21 protein-coding genes are annotated in these 18,299 nt (G+C 33.4%); 14 read left to right on the top strand and 7 right to left on the bottom strand.

The features are described 5' to 3' along the window. Positions 1–56 precede the first annotated feature (56 nt). A complete protein-coding gene (gene def, locus CN601_RS12710; RefSeq protein WP_098117725.1) occupies positions 57–617 on the bottom strand; it encodes a peptide deformylase in 561 nt (186 codons plus the stop codon). Positions 618–807: 190 nt separating this feature from the next. Continuing rightward, entirely contained in the window at positions 808–942 is a 135-nt protein-coding gene (locus tag CN601_RS12715) for a YjcZ family sporulation protein (protein ID WP_098117723.1), read from the bottom strand. A 163-nt stretch (positions 943–1,105) separates the two neighbouring features. Between CN601_RS12715 and CN601_RS12720 the strand changes: the two genes are divergently transcribed. The 6 genes from CN601_RS12720 to CN601_RS12750 all read left to right on the top strand — a co-directional run bounded on the left by CN601_RS12720 (position 1,106) and on the right by CN601_RS12750 (position 8,337). After that, positions 1,106–1,753, top strand: coding sequence for a YkyA family protein (locus tag CN601_RS12720; RefSeq protein ID WP_179865543.1), 648 nt, complete (start codon positions 1,106–1,108; stop codon positions 1,751–1,753). Positions 1,754–2,217: 464 nt separating this feature from the next. Continuing rightward, a complete protein-coding gene (pdhA, locus tag CN601_RS12725; RefSeq protein WP_257131710.1) occupies positions 2,218–3,297 on the top strand; it encodes a pyruvate dehydrogenase (acetyl-transferring) E1 component subunit alpha in 1,080 nt (359 codons plus the stop codon). Positions 3,298–3,300: 3 nt separating this feature from the next. Beyond that, a complete protein-coding gene (locus tag CN601_RS12730; RefSeq protein WP_098117721.1) occupies positions 3,301–4,278 on the top strand; it encodes an alpha-ketoacid dehydrogenase subunit beta in 978 nt (325 codons plus the stop codon). 126 nt (positions 4,279–4,404) lie between these two features. Next, positions 4,405–5,757, top strand: coding sequence for a dihydrolipoamide acetyltransferase family protein (locus tag CN601_RS12735; protein WP_098117779.1), 1,353 nt, complete (start codon positions 4,405–4,407; stop codon positions 5,755–5,757). A gap of 5 nt (positions 5,758–5,762) precedes the next feature. After that, complete coding sequence (gene lpdA, locus CN601_RS12740) at positions 5,763–7,175, top strand: dihydrolipoyl dehydrogenase (protein WP_098171255.1); 1,413 nt, start codon at positions 5,763–5,765, stop codon at positions 7,173–7,175. A gap of 922 nt (positions 7,176–8,097) precedes the next feature. Beyond that, positions 8,098–8,337 carry a hypothetical protein gene (locus CN601_RS12750; protein WP_257131703.1) on the top strand — a complete coding sequence of 80 codons (240 nt, stop codon included), beginning with the start codon at positions 8,098–8,100 and terminating at the stop codon, positions 8,335–8,337. Position 8,338: 1 nt separating this feature from the next. Here CN601_RS12750 and CN601_RS12755 read toward each other — a convergent pair whose 3' ends face one another. Further along, positions 8,339–8,734: a DUF1885 family protein gene (locus CN601_RS12755; protein WP_098117718.1), complete on the bottom strand. Its 396-nt coding sequence runs from the start codon at positions 8,732–8,734 to the stop codon at positions 8,339–8,341. 160 nt (positions 8,735–8,894) lie between these two features. On the opposite strand from CN601_RS12755, the gene CN601_RS12760 reads away from it, so the two are divergent. Both CN601_RS12760 and CN601_RS12765 read left to right on the top strand, forming a co-directional pair. Further along, positions 8,895–9,188 carry a DUF3055 domain-containing protein gene (locus CN601_RS12760; protein WP_098117716.1) on the top strand — a complete coding sequence of 98 codons (294 nt, stop codon included), beginning with the start codon at positions 8,895–8,897 and terminating at the stop codon, positions 9,186–9,188. Positions 9,189–9,354: 166 nt separating this feature from the next. Continuing rightward, positions 9,355–9,474: a GapA-binding peptide SR1P gene (locus tag CN601_RS12765; RefSeq protein ID WP_098117715.1), complete on the top strand. Its 120-nt coding sequence runs from the start codon at positions 9,355–9,357 to the stop codon at positions 9,472–9,474. 440 nt (positions 9,475–9,914) lie between these two features. Here the strand turns inward: CN601_RS12765 and CN601_RS12770 are convergent, their stop codons facing one another. Both CN601_RS12770 and CN601_RS12775 read right to left on the bottom strand, forming a co-directional pair. After that, entirely contained in the window at positions 9,915–10,739 is an 825-nt protein-coding gene (locus CN601_RS12770) for a protein-glutamine gamma-glutamyltransferase (protein WP_257131711.1), read from the bottom strand. Between the two features lie 185 nt (positions 10,740–10,924). Next, complete coding sequence (locus CN601_RS12775; RefSeq protein ID WP_098171258.1) at positions 10,925–12,376, bottom strand: aminotransferase class I/II-fold pyridoxal phosphate-dependent enzyme; 1,452 nt, start codon at positions 12,374–12,376, stop codon at positions 10,925–10,927. A gap of 276 nt (positions 12,377–12,652) precedes the next feature. On the opposite strand from CN601_RS12775, the gene CN601_RS12780 reads away from it, so the two are divergent. Next, positions 12,653–12,931: a UPF0223 family protein gene (locus tag CN601_RS12780; protein ID WP_098171259.1), complete on the top strand. Its 279-nt coding sequence runs from the start codon at positions 12,653–12,655 to the stop codon at positions 12,929–12,931. Positions 12,932–13,118: 187 nt separating this feature from the next. Here the strand turns inward: CN601_RS12780 and CN601_RS12785 are convergent, their stop codons facing one another. Continuing rightward, positions 13,119–13,748: a YktB family protein gene (locus CN601_RS12785; protein WP_098171260.1), complete on the bottom strand. Its 630-nt coding sequence runs from the start codon at positions 13,746–13,748 to the stop codon at positions 13,119–13,121. Positions 13,749–13,943: 195 nt separating this feature from the next. Between CN601_RS12785 and CN601_RS12790 the strand changes: the two genes are divergently transcribed. Further along, a complete protein-coding gene (locus tag CN601_RS12790) occupies positions 13,944–14,132 on the top strand; it encodes a hypothetical protein (protein WP_098117709.1) in 189 nt (62 codons plus the stop codon). 214 nt (positions 14,133–14,346) lie between these two features. Beyond that, on the top strand, positions 14,347–15,147 hold the full coding sequence (locus CN601_RS12795; RefSeq protein WP_098117708.1) for an inositol monophosphatase family protein: 801 nt from the start codon (positions 14,347–14,349) through the stop codon (positions 15,145–15,147). 19 nt (positions 15,148–15,166) lie between these two features. Here the strand turns inward: CN601_RS12795 and CN601_RS12800 are convergent, their stop codons facing one another. Next, positions 15,167–15,352, bottom strand: coding sequence for a DUF5325 family protein (locus CN601_RS12800; protein WP_098117706.1), 186 nt, complete (start codon positions 15,350–15,352; stop codon positions 15,167–15,169). 201 nt (positions 15,353–15,553) lie between these two features. On the opposite strand from CN601_RS12800, the gene typA reads away from it, so the two are divergent. The 3 genes from typA (at position 15,554) to CN601_RS12815 (ending at position 18,102) form a co-directional block, all read left to right on the top strand. Next, a complete protein-coding gene (gene typA, locus CN601_RS12805; RefSeq protein WP_179865545.1) occupies positions 15,554–17,398 on the top strand; it encodes a translational GTPase TypA in 1,845 nt (614 codons plus the stop codon). A gap of 84 nt (positions 17,399–17,482) precedes the next feature. Then, complete coding sequence (locus CN601_RS12810) at positions 17,483–17,800, top strand: YlaH-like family protein (protein WP_216854188.1); 318 nt, start codon at positions 17,483–17,485, stop codon at positions 17,798–17,800. Positions 17,801–17,829: 29 nt separating this feature from the next. Then, the gene (locus CN601_RS12815) at positions 17,830–18,102 is read left to right on the top strand and encodes a hypothetical protein (protein ID WP_098171261.1); all 273 of its coding nucleotides are present in this window, start codon (positions 17,830–17,832) and stop codon (positions 18,100–18,102) included. The last annotated feature ends 197 nt before the right edge of the window (positions 18,103–18,299 follow it).

Below are 18,299 nucleotides of genomic sequence, written 5' to 3' on the forward strand. Positions count from 1 at the left end.
AAATAGGGGCCACCTAATTGTCAGTTAGCTGACTTTTAGGACGACCCCTGTTTTTTTTATGAATTTCTCTCTAAGGGTGCTGCACCTTCTGGAGGAGAGAATGGATTCGTTTTATTTATATGATCATAGAACATTACACCATTTAAATGGTCAATTTCATGCTGGAAGCAAATTGCTGGTAATCCTTTTAAACGGATTTTCACTTCACCAAGTCTAGTGTCAAAACCACTAACAGTGATTCTTGCATAACGAGGAACATATCCAGGAACATCACGATCAACTGATAGACAACCTTCACCACCGGATAAGTAAACTTGTTCTACAGAGTGGCTAATAATTTTTGGATTTAATAAAGCATAACTAAATAAATTGCCTTGTTGGTCAGTTACATGAACACCAATCGCTCTTTTTAAAATGCCTATTTGTGGTGCTGCTAAACCAATACCTGAACGTAATCCGTATTCTGTAGCAATTTCTGGGTTTTGGCTATTAATAACATACTCTAATAATGAATTAGCTAAATTTATATCATCAACCGATGGTGGTAAAATTACTTCGCTCGATACTTCCCTTAATCTAGGGTCGCCCTCTCGAATTATATTTGTCATTGTAATCAAATGAACTTCACTCCTTCATTTTTTCAAAAAATAAATATGTACTATTGACTAGTATTATTAGTTTAGTCTAACAAATCTTTTTTAAATTGTCAGTAAAGGGGCGAAGATTGAAATTGAAAAAGGAGCGATATAAAATCGCTCCTAAAGTTTGTGGTTATACATTTAATAATAGAGGCTGTGTTAGTGTGAATTATAAAACGAAAGCTGCACCAACGATAATTAATAAAATGAATAGAACAACGATTAATGCGAAACCACCGTAACCGCATCCGCATCCGCCGCCATAACCAGGGTATCCACCTTTTCCGTATCCGTAACCGTACATATAATAACCTCCCTTTAAACTGTTTCCGCATATAGCGGATACTACAAATTATGAAAAAGTACATAAAGTGTGTGGGTATGTGACCATATTATTTTTGAGGACGTATAAAAAGTATGAAAAGATGCAATATGAAACTAATCATGACAAAAAATTGGGTGGAATTATGTATAAAAAAATCTATTCTTTATTTCTTATAGTAAGTCTTTTATTAATCTTTTGTATGGGCTGTACTTCTCAAGCAAATCAAAGAAAATTAGTTATAAATAAATTAAGTGAAATTGCGAAAATGGAGCAAAAGTTTCAAAAAGCTGGTGAGAAAATCCAAAAATTAGAAATTAAAGAGCTGGAGTATTATGAAAAAATTTATTTATATAAAATTAATGAAGTAAATAAAAGACAAGAGTCGGCTAAACTTGCGATTAATTTATTAAATGAGCGGAAAGAAGGAGTAAAAGAGGAGTCAAAATTAATTCACGATATAGACATAAAAATTGAAGAACTTCAAACAATAAACATTGAAACTAAAGATGAAAAGTTTCGCAATGAAGTAAATAACTTCATTAAAACCTGGAGAGACAGAACAAATTTATACGATAAATTGAATTCGAAATATAAAGAAGCGATTGAAACAGATCTTTCAATTTATCAGTTATTATCTCAGAAAAAAGTTGATTTAAAAAATGTTAAGAGTAAGACAAAGAATACAAATAAGAACTATAAAGATGTCATTAAATATAATGATCAATTAAATCTTTATACTCAAAAATTAAATGATCTACAAAAAGACATATATGAAAAATATGGTAAATAAATGGAATTACCTAGATATATTCAATAAAAATCGTTGTAGTACAGTTTGGAATTTACGATAAAAAATTTAAGTTATTAGCTATTTAAGTATAATTTTAAAGAGTTTCTGTTATTGTATAACAGATTGCTGTTTCAAAGGTAGTACAGGGTAAGAAAAATGAGAAAAGTTTTCCGAAAAATCATGAATAAAATAATACAACAAAATATTTGACGTGTTTGTGAACGTGTTATAAACTGTACTAGTGTTCAATGTTGTACTAGTGTAATACACAAATCGTATAAGTACAGTTTTTAATTATAAGTTTTCATTACTTGTAATTATTCCTAAGAAAATACACATGATGGATATAGTAAATAAATCCTCGATAATTAAAGAAGGGTGTGGGTTAAGTGGCAACTACTACTAAGAAAGTAGATGGAAAGGAAACAAAAGAAATGAAGAATACACAAACTGTTTCTGAATTAATGAATCATATGCTTCAATTTGGTGATTCAGTTGGAACTCTTCAAATTTTAAACGAAGAGGGCGAAATCGTTAACGAAGCAGCGATGCCAGAATTATCTGATGAAAAATTAAAAGAATTAATGAAGCGTATGGTATGGACTCGTGTCCTTGATCAACGTTCTATTTCATTAAACAGACAAGGTCGTTTAGGTTTCTACGCTCCTACTGCTGGACAAGAAGCTTCTCAATTAGCAAGTCAATTTGCTCTTGAAAAAGAAGACTTTATCCTACCTGGTTACCGTGATGTGCCTCAAATGATTTGGCACGGTTTACCATTATATAAAGCATTTTTATGGTCACGTGGACATTTCGTTGGAAGTCAAATTCCTCAAGATGTTAACGTAATTTTCCCTCAAATTATTATTGGTGCTCAAATTATTCAAGCTGCTGGTGTTGCGCTTGGTATGAAATTAAAAGGTAAAAACTCTGTTGCTATTACATATACAGGTGACGGTGGTTCTTCTCAAGGTGATTTCTACGAAGGATTAAACTTTGCTGGTGCTTATAACGCTCCTGCAATTTTCATTGTACAAAATAACAGATACGCAATCTCAACTCCAGTTTCTAAGCAATCAAAAGCTAGAACAATTGCTCAAAAAGCAATCGCAGTAGGTATTGCAGGTATTCAAGTTGATGGTATGGATCCTTTAGCAGTTTATGCAGCTACTTCTGAAGCTCGTAAACGTGCAGTAAATGGTGAAGGTCCAACGTTAATCGAAACTTTAACATTCCGTTATGGTCCACATACAATGGCTGGTGATGATCCAACTCGTTACCGTACAAAAGATACTGAAAATGAGTGGGAAGCAAAAGATCCAATCGTTCGTTTCCGTAAGTTCTTAGAGAAAAAAGGTCTATGGACTGAAGAAGAAGAGAATGCAATTATCGAAGAAGCAAAAGAAGCGATTAAAGATGGCATTAAACTTGCTGACCAAGAACCAAAACAAAAAGTTACTGATTTAATGGAAAATATGTTCGAAACTAAAACAAGTAATATTGAAGAGCAATATGCAATTTTCAAAGAGAAGGAGTCGAAGTAAGTCATGGCGCAAATGACAATGATTCAAGCTATCACAGATGCATTACGCGTTGAAATGAAAAACGATCCTACTGTAATCGTATTCGGTGAGGACGTTGGAGTAAACGGTGGTGTATTCCGTGCAACTGAAGGTTTACAAGCAGATTTCGGCGAAGAGCGTGTATTCGATACACCACTTGCTGAATCAGGAATTGGTGGACTAGCAATCGGTCTTGGTATTGAAGGCTTCCGTCCAGTAGCAGAAATTCAATTCTTCGGATTCTTATTCGAAATTATGGACTCAATCGCAGGCCAAGCTGCTCGTATGCGTTACCGTACAAGTGGTCGTTTTACTTCTCCAATTACTTTCCGTTCACCATTTGGTGGTGGGGTTCATACTCCAGAAATGCACGCGGATAGTTTAGAAGGATTAATGGCTCAAACTCCAGGTTTAAAAGTGGTTATTCCTTCAACACCTAAAGATGCGAAAGGTCTTTTAATTTCATCTATTCGTGATAATGATCCAGTTATCTATTTAGAGCACATGAAATTATATCGTTCATTCCGTGAAGATGTACCTGAAGGTGAGTACACAATCGAATTAGGTAAAGCTGATGTTAAACGTGAAGGTAAAGACGTTTCTGTATTTGCTTACGGTGCAATGGTTCACACTGCATTAAAAGCTGCAGAAGAATTAGAAAAAGAAGGTGTATCAGTAGAAGTTGTTGACTTACGTACTATTCACCCATTAGATACTGCTGCAATCGTTGCGTCTGTTGAGAAAACTGGCCGTGCAGTTGTTGTACAAGAAGCACAAAAACAAGCTGGTATTGCTGCAAATATTGTTGCTGAAATTAATGATCGTTGTATCCTTTCATTAGAAGCACCAGTTGTACGTATTACTGCAGCTGACACTGTATACCCATTCTCAGAAGCAGAAACTGTTTGGTTACCAAACCATAAAGATGTAGTTGAAGGTATTCAAAAAGTTTTAAACTTCTAATGATTATTTAACAAAAATAGAGAAAGGTATTTGATGAATTCATCAATACCTTTCTTACATTATAGATAGATAAAATTTAAAAATTAATTTAATTTTGTTCGGAGGTAGAAATCTGTGTCAAACTCAGTGGCAAGTCTATTTGAATTTAGATTACCAGATATCGGTGAAGGTATTCACGAAGGTGAAATTGTAAAATGGTTTATTAAAGCAGGCGACGAAGTAAATGAAGATGATATCATTTGTGAAGTACAAAACGATAAATCAGTAGTAGAAATTCCATCACCTGTTAAAGGTAAAGTATTAGAAGTATTAGTTTCAGAAGGAACAGTTGCAGTTGTAGGTGACGTATTAGTACGTTTAGATGCTCCTGGTTATGAAAACATTAGCTTTAAAGGTCAACATGCTGAAGAAGCTCCAGCAACTACTCCAGTACCAGAAGCTGCTGAAGCAGTTCAAGCAAAAGTACAAGAATCTTATGAGCAAGCTGAACCAAAAACAGATGCTGCACCACTTTCACCAGTTGCTGCAATTGAGCCAAAAGCTCATGTAATTGCAATGCCATCTGTACGTAAATATGCTCGTGAGAAAAATGTTGATTTACGCATTGTTCCAGGTTCAGGTAAAAATGGCCGTGTAACTAAAAATGACGTAGATGCATTCTTATTAGGTGGAGTAGCACCAGCTGCTGCTGCACAAACTGAGGTTGCTGTTGAAGTTGTAACTGAAACTCCAGCTACTCAAGAAGCTCCAAAAGCTATGCCAATTCCAGAAGGTGCATACCCTGAAACTCGTGAAAAAATGAGTGGAATTCGTAAAGCAATCGCTAAAGCAATGGTTAACTCTAAACACACTGCTCCACACGTTACATTAATGGATGAAGTAGATGTAGCAAAACTAGTTGCTAGCCGTAAAAAATATAAAGATGTTGCAGCTGCACAAGGTATCAAATTAACATTCTTACCTTATGTTGTTAAAGCTTTAACTTCTGCATTACGTAAATTCCCAGCATTAAATACATCAATCGATGATGCTACTAGCGAAATCGTACACAAACATTACTATAACATCGGTATCGCTGCAGACACTGATAAAGGTTTATTAGTACCTGTTGTTAAAGATGCTGATCGTAAAGCTATCTTCTCAATTTCTGCTGAAATTAACGAGTTAGCTACAAAAGCACGTGATGGTAAATTAGCTCCTGCAGAAATGAAAGGCGCAACTTGCACAATCACAAATATTGGTTCAGCTGGTGGACAATGGTTTACTCCAGTTATTAACCACCCTGAAGTTGCTATTTTAGGTATTGGTCGTATCGCTGAGAAACCAGTAGTTATTAATGGAGAAATCGTAGCAGCTCCAGTATTAGCGTTATCATTAAGCTTTGACCACCGTATTATCGATGGTGCAACAGCTCAAAACGCTTTAAACCACATTAAACGATTATTAAATGATCCAGAATTATTATTAATGGAGGCGTAAGATAAATGGTAGTAGGAGATTTTGCAATTGAACTAGATACGGTCGTTATCGGTGCCGGTCCTGGTGGTTATGTTGCAGCAATTCGCGCAGCACAACTTGGACAAAAAGTAGCGGTAGTTGAAAGAGGTAATCTTGGAGGAGTATGTTTAAACGTAGGTTGTATTCCTTCAAAAGCATTAATTACAGCTGGTCACCGTTATGAGACTGCTAAGCATTCTGAAGATATCGGTATTACAGCTGAAAATGTAAAAGTTGATTTTACAAAAGTTCAAGCTTGGAAAAGCAGTGTTGTTAATAAATTAACTGGCGGTGTAGCTGGTTTATTAAAAGGTAATAAAGTTGAAGTTATTACTGGTGAAGCATACTTTAATGATACGAATTCAATTCGTGTAATCACTGAAGATTCTGCTCAAACATATTCTTTCAACAATGCAATTATTGCAACAGGATCAACTCCAATCGAAATCCCTGGTTTCAAATGGAGCAAACGTGTAATTGATTCAACAGGTGCATTAAACTTAACTGAAATTCCAAAGAAATTAGTTGTGATCGGTGGCGGCTATATCGGTATGGAATTAGGTACAGCATATGCTAACTTTGGTACTCACGTAACAATTCTTGAAGCTGGTGATGAAATCTTAAATGGTTTCGAAAAATCAATGAGCTCAATTGTTAAACGTGGATTAAAGAAAAAAGGCAATGTTGATATCGTAACAAAAGCATTCGGTAAAGGCGTTGAAGAAACAGCTGATGGCGTAACTGTTAAATTCGAAGCTAACGGCGAAATGAAAGAAATCGAAGCTGATTACGTATTAGTAACAGTTGGACGTTTCCCTAACTCTCGTGAGATGGGCTTAGAAAATATCGGTGTTGAAATTAACGAACGTGGTGTAATTACAACTGATCAACAAGCTCGTACAACAGTTAAAAACATATTTGCAATTGGTGATGTAATTGCTGGACCTCCATTAGCTCACAAAGCTTCTTATGAAGGTAAAGTAGCTGCTGAAGCAATTAGCGGTATGCCTAGTCAAATTGAATACTTAGCAATCCCAGCAGTAGTATTCACTGATCCAGAACTAGCAACTGTTGGTTATACTAAAAAACAAGCGGACGAAGAAGGATTAGCTGTAAATGTTGCAAAATTCCCATTCGGTGGAAATGGTCGCGCATTATCACTTAATTCAACTGACGGATTCGTACAATTAGTTTCTCGTAAAGAAGATGGAGTACTAGTTGGTGCTCAAGTTGCAGGTGTAAATGCTTCAGATATCATTTCTGAACTAGGCCTTGCAATTGAAGCTTGCATGAGCGTTGAGGATATTGCTCAAACAATTCATGCTCACCCAACATTAGGTGAAATCTCAATGGAAGCTGCTGAATTAGCGATGGGTCATCCAATCCACGTTCTTAAGTAATGCTTCTAAAAATAATATAAAAAGAAGACCTTCATTAATTGGAGGTCTTCTTTTTTTGTTAGAAATATGTTTTTTAACGAGAGTTTGTAAAAAATTAACTAGTAAAGAGTTTTAGTTAAAACCCAATTCTTGTGCGAGATAGTCCCGTACATGTACGTAAGCCAAGAATATCTGGTCCGATACATGCTTCTCCACTGAGATAAAGTACAGGTAGATTTTCAATTGCGAATTCTAAAACTAGTTCGGCCTTTGCAATATAAATCTCTCCACCTAAAACTGCTCTAGGATTTGAAAGACTTAAAACAACTCCTTCTAATGATACACCAGCGATAATAAACCCAACAAAGATTTCTTTTGCAGCTGGATTTACACCCGTTTCTATTCCAATAATACCTCCAAGTGTGATTCTTCTACAGCTAAAACCACTAGGACAGCTAAGAGGTGGCGGGAAATTCTGAGCAATATTACTTAGTAATGCTATATCTTATTCATGCTAGTCCATTTTGAAAGCATACAAATATACAAATATAAAACTTGAGAGTTATTTTGATAGTTTTAAATGGTAGTTTGAGATAGGAGGAGGATGAATCACGATTGGCAAACCTATTGATGAAATTTAATGATGTGTTTCACTTAGCCAAAAATAGTAATAAATCTCTTTTTGTAGAAGAGTCTGATTGGAGTGGACAGTGCTCGACACCTATTGGAATTGGAATTGAGGGGGGGTTAAAGAGACAAATGGCCCGCTATAGGTCAAGGTTTCGCACCATGAAAATTGAATATCCTTAAGTGAAAATTATCATCATTCAATTGCCTGGATCCTCTTTATTAGATAGGAGGTTTTTTTGCATGATTAAGGCATGTCTAGCATAACTTTTAGAAAACACTTCTAGTAATTGATGATTGAATGGTGGGAGTATAGATGAGGAAACAATTAATCGTATTAATGATCCATCAATTTTTTTGGGTAGGTTTTTCATTTGTATTGTTATTGTCTAAAAGAGATCAAGTTTATTCGAAAGTCATTTTGTTTATAGTCTTTTTCTACCAGCTGTATTTAATTGCAAAATATGTTGGGAATACAAGAAAAGCAAGTATTGTTATTACTTGCTTTTACGCTTCGATCTTTTTCTTTTGTCAAGCAATCGTTAAATTATTTTAAATTATCTTTTATAAAAATACATGATTCGTTTGTTAAATAGTTCAAGCTTTGCTTCAATTTTTTGAGCTAAATATCTGCAAAGTTCATTTGCTTTACCTTTATCTCCATAAGTTGAGTTTGGTAATAGTGTAATCACTATGTTTTTATTGTCTTGAATTGAAACAACAAAATGTTTATAGCGTGAATCTTCACTTTGTAAATAAAGAGCATCTTGGTCATCTAATTTTTTATTGGAAATAGAATAAGGAAATGAAGCCCTTTCATAATTCCAGTCAACTTGTTGACCGATTTTAGTAGAAGATTGTATGTAATCATTTATTAAAGTATTTAATAATTCTAAGTTTGCTTCTTCGTATTTTGATTTATCCACTAATTGAATAGTAGCTTGTTGAACCATTTTTATATTTCCCCCTAAGACGTTTTTTGAGAAAAACATCACTTTTAATCATTTTTATCATAACATTATTTCAAATTTTTAGACAAGTATTCGGTATTAATTTAAATTTTTCTTCATATGTATTAATTTACAACACTTAAGAAGAGGAGTGGGTGATACTATGTTTGAAAAACTATATGATGATCATGAAAATGCAAGAGTAAGATTTGTAGGGTTTGTCGCTCATGATGTAAGATACGATATTGGCATTGTATATACGAACATGTTCTTTGGGAAGCCACTCGTCATTTGTATGCAATCAAGGCAATGTATCGTATTAGATCGCCAAGATGTATCGTTTCCTAATCAATTAAAATTTTTGTGTAAACTAAAAACAGAAGAAGAAGCAATGCAGCTTGCAGATTATTTAGCCGACTGGCTTCCGTCACCAAGTATAGAGGAGAGTTATGAATAAAAAATAAATGTGTTATACTAATTAAAACATTTACACGTTCCCAAACCTTTTGAATAATGTGGTATTAGAAAAATAAAGTTATACTTATTTACCTGTTGCGTAAATAAGTATAACACTTTATAATGAAATCAGTTGATTAATACAACATTATGAAAGGGGTTACATCATGGGAACGTTCGTGTGCAAATGTTGTGATAAAACAGTAGGTCATTTTGAGGATGAAAAAGTAACAACACTTTATGTAAAAGATTGCGAAGAGTGTCAATCAGCAGAAAATGAAGGTTGATAAATAATAATATAAAATTAATGTCTAAGAGTCGAACTAAAAAGGCATTTATATAATGAAGCAAAACCCACAAGGAGGTATTTTTTTCTTGTGGGTTTTTATGTATTTATCTTCTTAATAATAGGCAATTACTATTAATCTTTTAAAATTCAGTAAAGTTTTATGATATTTCAATGAGACTTACGGCTTTACCTTTGAAATTAATCACTATTTCATCGTGATTAGGCTTTTATCAACGGAATTTATCAAGATATCAACGAGAATTATGCTTTTATCAACGAGAAACATGATTTTATCAACGAGAAATACGCTTTTATCAACGAAGTTCACAACTTTATCAATAAAGTTCACAAAGTGTTCGCCCGTGTCGTACTTTTATAAACGTAAATAAAAAAGGCTACTCAAAAGTCCTTTGACTTAAGAGTCGCCATTTTTTTTAATTATGCAATTTGAGTTTGATCTCCAATTCTTGCTGTTACTACATCAGATGAAACTTCTCGCGTTTTAACTGGTATCAATTTTGAATTGTCTTTTAAATATTGAGCCATTTCATTAGAGTCAATTCTTGTATTCAAATTTGTTAAATAAGCAGAAACCATTGCAAAAGGATATCTATGCATATTTAAATGGTAAATGATCTCTCGAAGCCCCCGTATGCCGATTCCGTGACCATAATAATAATCACTTCCCATACATACTGTGTTTTCCCCTTGCCATTCTGGAGTCATTGGATCGACTTCTGGATTTTTTATATAAACTACATCGCCTGGTGCTGGGCGATCAACTTCAGCCGTTAATATGGCTAATTTAGGGTCATAATTCCAAGTGTATAAGTAAAAACCGTTATCGAAAATTTGATCAAAAATTTCATAGCCGTATAAATCTAATAGGGCCTTATAAAAGACCATTATGATTGCAGTAGCACATTCAGTTGCATAAAATTGTCCGTTTCGAAATATATCATAAATTCCCATTGAAGCTCTTATGCCTGGCCTAAGTCTGAATCCTCCCATTGGTGTACGAATCCAAAACATTGGATTACAATAAGCTCTTCTAAAAACTCTAAATTGCATACCACTTGTTAAGAGTTCTTTAGACGCCTGAAGGACATAAGTTCGAAGTGTTACATCAAATGATAATTCTTTCTCTGATTTATAAATATGTGACTTTTTACTAGATGTTAAATTAGACAATATTTCTTGATAAAGCTTATTATTTGAATCTTCGCTATTTTTTAATGAAGCATGAACAATTTTATTATTCACGACTATCAATAAGTCCACATCCTAACATAAAAACAATTTTTAATACGCATCAGTATAATTACCTTACCTATCATATGCCTATATGAGTTAGATGTGATTTATAATACAAAAAAACTAGGTTTCATTTCCTAGTTTTAGTGTGAAGACATATTCTAAAAATCCTTAGTTTCTTTTTGTGAGTTTATTTATTTTAATACCTTTAATGTTAATAATTCTTCATCTTCTGGACCTTGAACAGGTAGTCCTGCTTCAATATTCTTTTTAATATAAACGAGATTTTCAAGTGTAATCTCTTCACCAGGTAAGAAGATTGGAATTCCAGGTGGATAAACCATTACAAACTCAGCGATAATTCTTCCTACAGAATCCTCTAATGGAACAGACTCTGTTTCTGAATAGAATGCATCTCTTGGTGAGACTGCTAAATTTGGAATAGTAGGAATCTCAACATTTAAATTTGTATTACGCTCTGAAATTTCAAATTCAGTTACTAATATTTCAAGTGCGTGCATTAACTGCTGAATATCTTCTTCGCTGTCTCCAGGAGTTAAAATGCAAAGAACACTATACAAATCAGACATTTCTACTTCAATATTAAAACGCTCTCTTAACCAAACTTCAACATCATGACCAGTAATACCTAATTTTTTTACACTTATTAATAACTTGGTAGGATCAAAATTGAATGTTGCTTCATTACCAACTAAGTCATAACCAGGACAATATAGACCATTTATTGAATTAATTTTATTTCGTGCATTATTTGCTAGTCTAATAGTGTTTGTAAGTAATTCTTCACCAACAGTCGCTAATCTTTTTCTTGCAACATCTAATGAAGCAAGTAATAAATAGGATGTGGACGTAGTTGTCAGCATACTTAAAACAGATTGTACTCTGTGAACATTTACAAGGCCTTCTCTTACATTTAAAATGGAACTTTGAGTCATTGACCCTCCAAGCTTATGTACGCTCGTAGCGGCCATGTCAGCCCCTGCTTGCATCGCAGACATCGGTAATTCATTATGGAAATGAATATGTACACCGTGAGCTTCATCAACTAAAACGGCAAGGCCATGTGAATGTGCTAAGTCAACAATGCTTTTTAAGTCAGCTACAAATCCAAAGTATGTAGGGTTAATGACTAGAACTGCTTTAGCATCTGGATTATTTAATATAGCCTCTTTAACTGCATTTGTTGTAATACCGTGAGAAATACCTAATTCACTATCAATTTCAGGATGAACAAATATTGGTGTCGCTCCTGAGAAAATGATTGCGGATAAAACAGATTTATGAACATTTCTTGGTACGATTATTTTATCGCCAGGTCCACAAACACTCATTACCATTGTCATAATAGCACCGCTTGTGCCTTGTACCGAAAAGAAAGTGTGGTCTGCATCGAAAGCTTTAGCTGCAAGATCTTGTGCTTGTTTTATTTTACCTTTTGGATGATGCAAATCATCTAAAGGAGCAATGTTGATTAAATCGATTGATAATGCATTGTCACCAATAAACTCTCTAAAAGTAGGATCCATTCCATTTCCTTTTTTATGTCCAGGAATATGGAATTGAATAGGGTTCTTCTTTGCATGTTCTAATAAAGAAGAAAATAACGGTGTTTCATTTTGTTTCATTTAACATACACCCCATTTAATGAATAATAGTGTTTTTCGGAAGTGATATGTTTGTAAACAATTCAACTGTTTACTCTCATTAAGTTAAAAACTGTCTTACCTTCATTTGAAAAACAAAAAGATTATATCATTCTATGAATTTTCTGTATAGAAAAATATTACAAATTTATGAAATTTTATTCATTGAGATGAAATTATATCAATTTTTAAATAAAGAATGAAATTTGAAAAATGTGTTAAAATGGAATTAATTACATAAAAGTAGGAGTGAATTGAATGGATTACCAATACCCAATTTCATATGATTGGTCAACAAATGAGACAATCGAAGTAATAGCGTTCTACACATCAGTAGAAAAAGCATATGAAAAGGGAGTAGAACGTGAAGAACTAATGACTGCGTATAAACAGTTTAAGTCAATCGTACCTAGCATTGCTGAAGAAAAAAAATTATGTAACGAATTAGAGGAGCTATCGGGCTATTCTGCATATCAAGTAATACAAAAAGCTAAAAAGGGTGCACCTGGCGATAAGATTAAAATGCAATCTAGATAAAACATAATATATTAAAACAAAAATAAAAGCCCATTAAAGGTTTATTAGCTACCTTAAATGGGCTTTAAATGTACATCCCTAGACTTTTGAAATTAATTTCATAATTCGTCCTGTCGAAAAATGTGTAAAGAATGGGCATAGACTTTTGATTTTGACATATGTATAATTAAACAACACTTATATTAATTCATTTTACACTTATATTGTATAATGGAATTAAAGTATTATATGTTTCTATAATACGTTGGATTAGTTCATCCTTTGTAAGTGTAATCGCTTCATCTTTAGGAATCGTTATTCCACAAAGAAATTCAGCTTTTTTTACATCATGAAATCTTTTTATAACCGCACTGAAATCATCTTTTTTCATTTTACTTTTTTGAATTACATCAGGCTTCATGTGATCGTATGAAACAACAAAATCTTTTGGAATTATTTTGTAAAGTTTATTTTTATTTTTTTCAAAATTAATTGCAATCGATTGCTTATTTGGACTTTCGTAAATAATGCCAAAATAGACAAAAAGATGTGTACCCCACAGTCCAAATTGGAAATGAGGAAGCATTTTGTATCCACGATTATTTGTAGCAAACGCAATCCAAGTATCTTTTGGAGGATTCACAGTTCGACGAGCATGCTTAGCGATATGACCAAAAAAAGTTTGATCAGATTGTACATTTAAAAATGGTAATATTTCTTCTTCAATTTCTTTAAACTTTGGTTGAATTTCATTTTGTATAGCACTCATTCTATTTTCTAATGTTGAGTCAGTTGTAAATATTTCAAAATCACTTTCTTTAAAAAAAGTTTGAACCATATTGGAACCCCCTAGCTTTATTTCTCTGATTAGTATACCATGTTTGTCCAAAACAAATGGGTAATATGTTTCTGTATAATTTAGTTACATTATAAGCTTAAATAACATATATTAGTAGCAAGATAAAAATCAGAAAATTTTGTTAATTAACTTTTACAATTTGTTTTGCAACTTATATTCTATGGAGGGATAACGATGAGACAAGTGATTAATGCGTTAAAAAGAACTGATGCTGAAAAGAGAATACCTGTACTTAGATTAGAATTAGATTACGAATTAGCTACTTTATTTGATGCTATGACAGTGAATGACAGTGATGCAATGATTGAATCAAAGAAGAAATTAGAATTATTAAGATTAGAATTAATTCGTCTAGAAGCTTAGCGAATTTTATTTACCGAACCTTTAAATAGGTTCGTTTTTCTGTGTGCACATTCTTCTAAGCGCCCGCCCAATGATTTATCGTATGCCCACCCTCTAAAAAAGTTCCTCAATTAAATAAAAATCATTTCATTAGGTTTTTTTAGGATAAAATTGGTAAACTGATATACAGGACCATAATATAAATAGTTCAGCACGAGAGTTTGGAGTGTTAAAGATGAATGAAGACTGGAAAGAAATTGAACAATTCGCAAGAAACTTGCTTCAAGAGGCAGCTGAAAATATTAAAAGCTCTCTATATGACTCGATTACAATCAATACGAAATCGAATGAAAATGATTTAGTAACAAATAAAGATGAAGAAATTGAAAAATTCTTTTATGAAAAAATAAAAAAGAAGTTTCCGAATCATTACTTGCTCGGTGAAGAAGGCAAAGGCGATGAATTGGATCAAGTAGATGGAATTGTATGGATTCTTGATCCGATTGATGGAACGATGAATTTTGTCCATCAAAAACGTAATTTTGCAATTTCATTAGGTATTTATGAAAACGGAATCGGTAAAATGGGATTTATATTGGATGTAATACATAACGAACTATACTTCGCTAAAAAAGGAGAAGGTGCATTTTTAAACGATGTAGAAATAACTCCTTTGAAAAATATTGTAATCGAAGAGGCTATAGTAGCTGTAAATGCGATTTGGTTAACAAAAAATCGTTATTTAAACCATGAAAAATTAGGAGAGCTTGTTCGTAGAGTTAGAGGAAGTAGATCTTATGGAACTGCTGCGATCGAAATGGTCTATGTTGCAATGGGGCGAATCGATGCATATATTACACCAAGATTATCTCCATGGGATTTTGCTGCGGGTAAGATTATAGTTGAAGAGCTTGGTGGAATATGTACAACGCTAAAAAATGAAAAACTTTCGATATTGAAAAAAAGCTCAGTACTAATAAGTAATCCTTCAATTCAAAAAGAATTAATGAGCGACTACATCGAATTTTTACAATAAAGAAAGAGAAGGTAAGATATTAAAACTTACCTTCTCTTTTTAATTTAGCACGTAATGAAAAACCATAACCAACTAATGAAATTGAAATAATTAGTGAAATGACAGCGCCTATAATACTTAGTTCTGCTAGCATAATACCAACTAGAATTAAGAAGATTACGGATAAAAGTGCTACGCAGAAAAGCCGAAACTTAGTGTTAGACATGATGAATCCTCCTGTTCATATCTTATTTTACTCTCTGTCGAATCGGATGTAAATTTGAAAAAAATAAATATTTAATAAATTTTTATTAATAATTTATATTTTTGATTAAACATTTTATTGATAAATTTCGCCATGCATGTGCTATAATGTTTTAGTTAATAATGAAAACAGATGTGTATACATTTTAGGAGTGAATATATTTTGAAAAAAAGAGAAGATTTACGCAATATCGCAATTATTGCTCACGTTGACCATGGTAAAACAACGTTAGTTGATGAATTATTAAAACAATCAGGTACATTCCGTTCAAACGAAAACGTTAATGAGCGTGCAATGGACTCAAATGATATAGAACGTGAACGTGGAATTACAATTTTAGCTAAAAACACAGCAATTCAATACGAAGGTAAACGTATTAACATCATGGATACACCTGGACACGCCGATTTTGGTGGAGAAGTAGAACGTATCATGAAAATGGTAGATGGTGTTCTTTTAGTAGTTGATGCATATGAAGGATGTATGCCTCAAACTCGTTTCGTACTGAAAAAAGCTTTAGAACAACATTTAACACCAATCGTAGTTGTAAACAAAATTGACCGTGACTTCGCTCGTCCTGATGAAGTAGTAGATGAAGTAATCGATTTATTTATTGAATTAGGTGCAGACGAAGATCAATTAGAATTCCCAGTTGTATTCGCATCAGCAATCAACGGAACATCAAGTTTAGAGTCTGATCCTGCTAAACAAGAATCAAATATGAATGCTTTGTTTGATACAATTATTGAGCACATCCCAGCTCCAATTGATAATAGTGAAGAGGGATTACAATTCCAAGTAACATTATTAGACTACAATGACTATGTAGGTCGTATCGGAATCGGTCGTATTTTCCGTGGGACTATGCAAGTTGGTCAATCAGTTGCATTAATGAAGCTTGATGGATCAGTTAAACAATTCCGTATTACGAAAATGTTTGGATTTATTGGATTAAAGCGTATTGAAATCCAAGAAGCAAAAGCTGGTGACCTAGTAGCTGTATCTGGTATGGAAGATATCAACGTTGGTGAAACAGTATGTCCTGCTGAACAACAAGAAGCACTTCCAATCTTACGTATTGATGAGCCAACGCTTCAAATGACTTTCTTAGTTAATAATTCACCTTTTGCTGGTCGTGAAGGTAAATTTGTAACTTCTCGTAAAATTGAAGAAAGATTATTACAAGAACTTCAAACTGACGTAAGTTTACGTGTAGAAAACACAGATTCTCCTGATGTATGGATCGTAAGTGGTCGTGGAGAGCTTCACTTATCAATCTTAATTGAAAATATGCGACGTGAAGGTTATGAGCTTCAAGTTTCAAAACCAGAAGTTATCATTCGTGTAATTGATGGTGTAAGATGTGAGCCAGTTGAGCATGTACAAATTGACGTTCCTGAAGAATATACTGGTTCAATCATGGAATCAATGGGTGCCCGTAAAGGTGAAATGAGAGACATGGTTAATAATGGTAGCGGTCAAGTTCGTTTAACATTTATGGTACCAGCTCGTGGATTAATTGGTTACACTACTGAGTTCTTAACATTAACTCGTGGTTATGGAATCATTAACCATTCATTCGATAGCTACCAACCAGCTATTCAAGGTCAAGTTGGTGGACGTCGTCAAGGTGTATTAGTTTCAATGGAAACTGGTAAATCTTCAACTTACGGAATTATGGGTCTTGAAGACCGTGGTGTAATTTTCCTTGAGCCAGGTGTAGATGTATACGACGGTATGATTGTTGGTGAGCACAACCGTGAAAATGATTTATCAGTAAACGTTGTTAAAGTTAAACATGCAACTAACATCCGTTCAGCTAACAAAGACCAAACAACAACAATGAAAAAACCACGTATTATGACGCTTGAAGAATCTTTAGAATACTTAAATGATGATGAGTACTGTGAAGTTACACCAACATCAATTCGTTTACGTAAAAAGCTTCTTGATAAAAACGAGCGTGAGCGTGCAGCGAAAAAGAAAAAATTCGCTGAACAAGAATAATTAAATTTTAAAATAATTATGATATAATAAAACCGACTATTATTTAGTCGGTTTTATTTTGTCATTTAATAGGGGGATATGGATTTGGAAAAAGCTCCAAAGGGATTCGAATTTGTCATCACACAACTAATAAATACAACCCATGATGTAAGACTTTCAATGTGGATACTATATGCTCTAATCGTAGTGCTTTGTATTGTAGTATATCATTTAGGATTTGCCAAAAAATTAAGTATCCTTAAAATGCTGGTCATTTATATTCTACTAATGCTTGGATGTAGCTTGCTAACTTTCCTAGCTCTTAGAATACCAATTGTAGAGGCACTACTAGCAAGTGTTTTTGTATTAGGTGTTTATAAGATTCGTCTACATCAATCAAAAAAGAGTAAAGCTACTACATAACGTAACAAGTTATAGAAAGTTGGTATAAGATGAAATCTGTTCAGGACGCTTTATATAATTGGTTAACGATTAAAGTAATTTATGAAGGCAGACCATCTGATGAAGCTGCTAAAGAGACGTATGAGATGTTTGATTCGATTTTAAAAGAGGATCACCAAGTATCAAACGTAAAAATTGATAAAATGGAAGATTTTTATTTAATTACATTTACTCAAGCAGAAAAAGAACGTACAACTCGTTTTCCAATTGAAATGATTGATTGTTTTTTAGATCAAGTAAAAGTAAATCCGGAAAAGTATTAAAAGCCTAGATATTAATCTAGGTTTTTTTACATAGTGGGAAAAAGAACTTGTCAATTTAATCAATTATTTTTTTTATATAAAGGAAGCGGTATGTGGTTGATTTCCACTACAGGATTCTCGCTTTCCATGGGGCGAGATTCTTGAGCCTCCTCGGCTGCGCCTGTGGGGTCTCAGCCTTCCCGCTTATCCCATAGGAG

The organism is Bacillus sp. AFS017336 (assembly GCF_002555445.1).
Taxonomy (GTDB): domain Bacteria; phylum Bacillota; class Bacilli; order Bacillales; family Bacillaceae_G; genus Gottfriedia.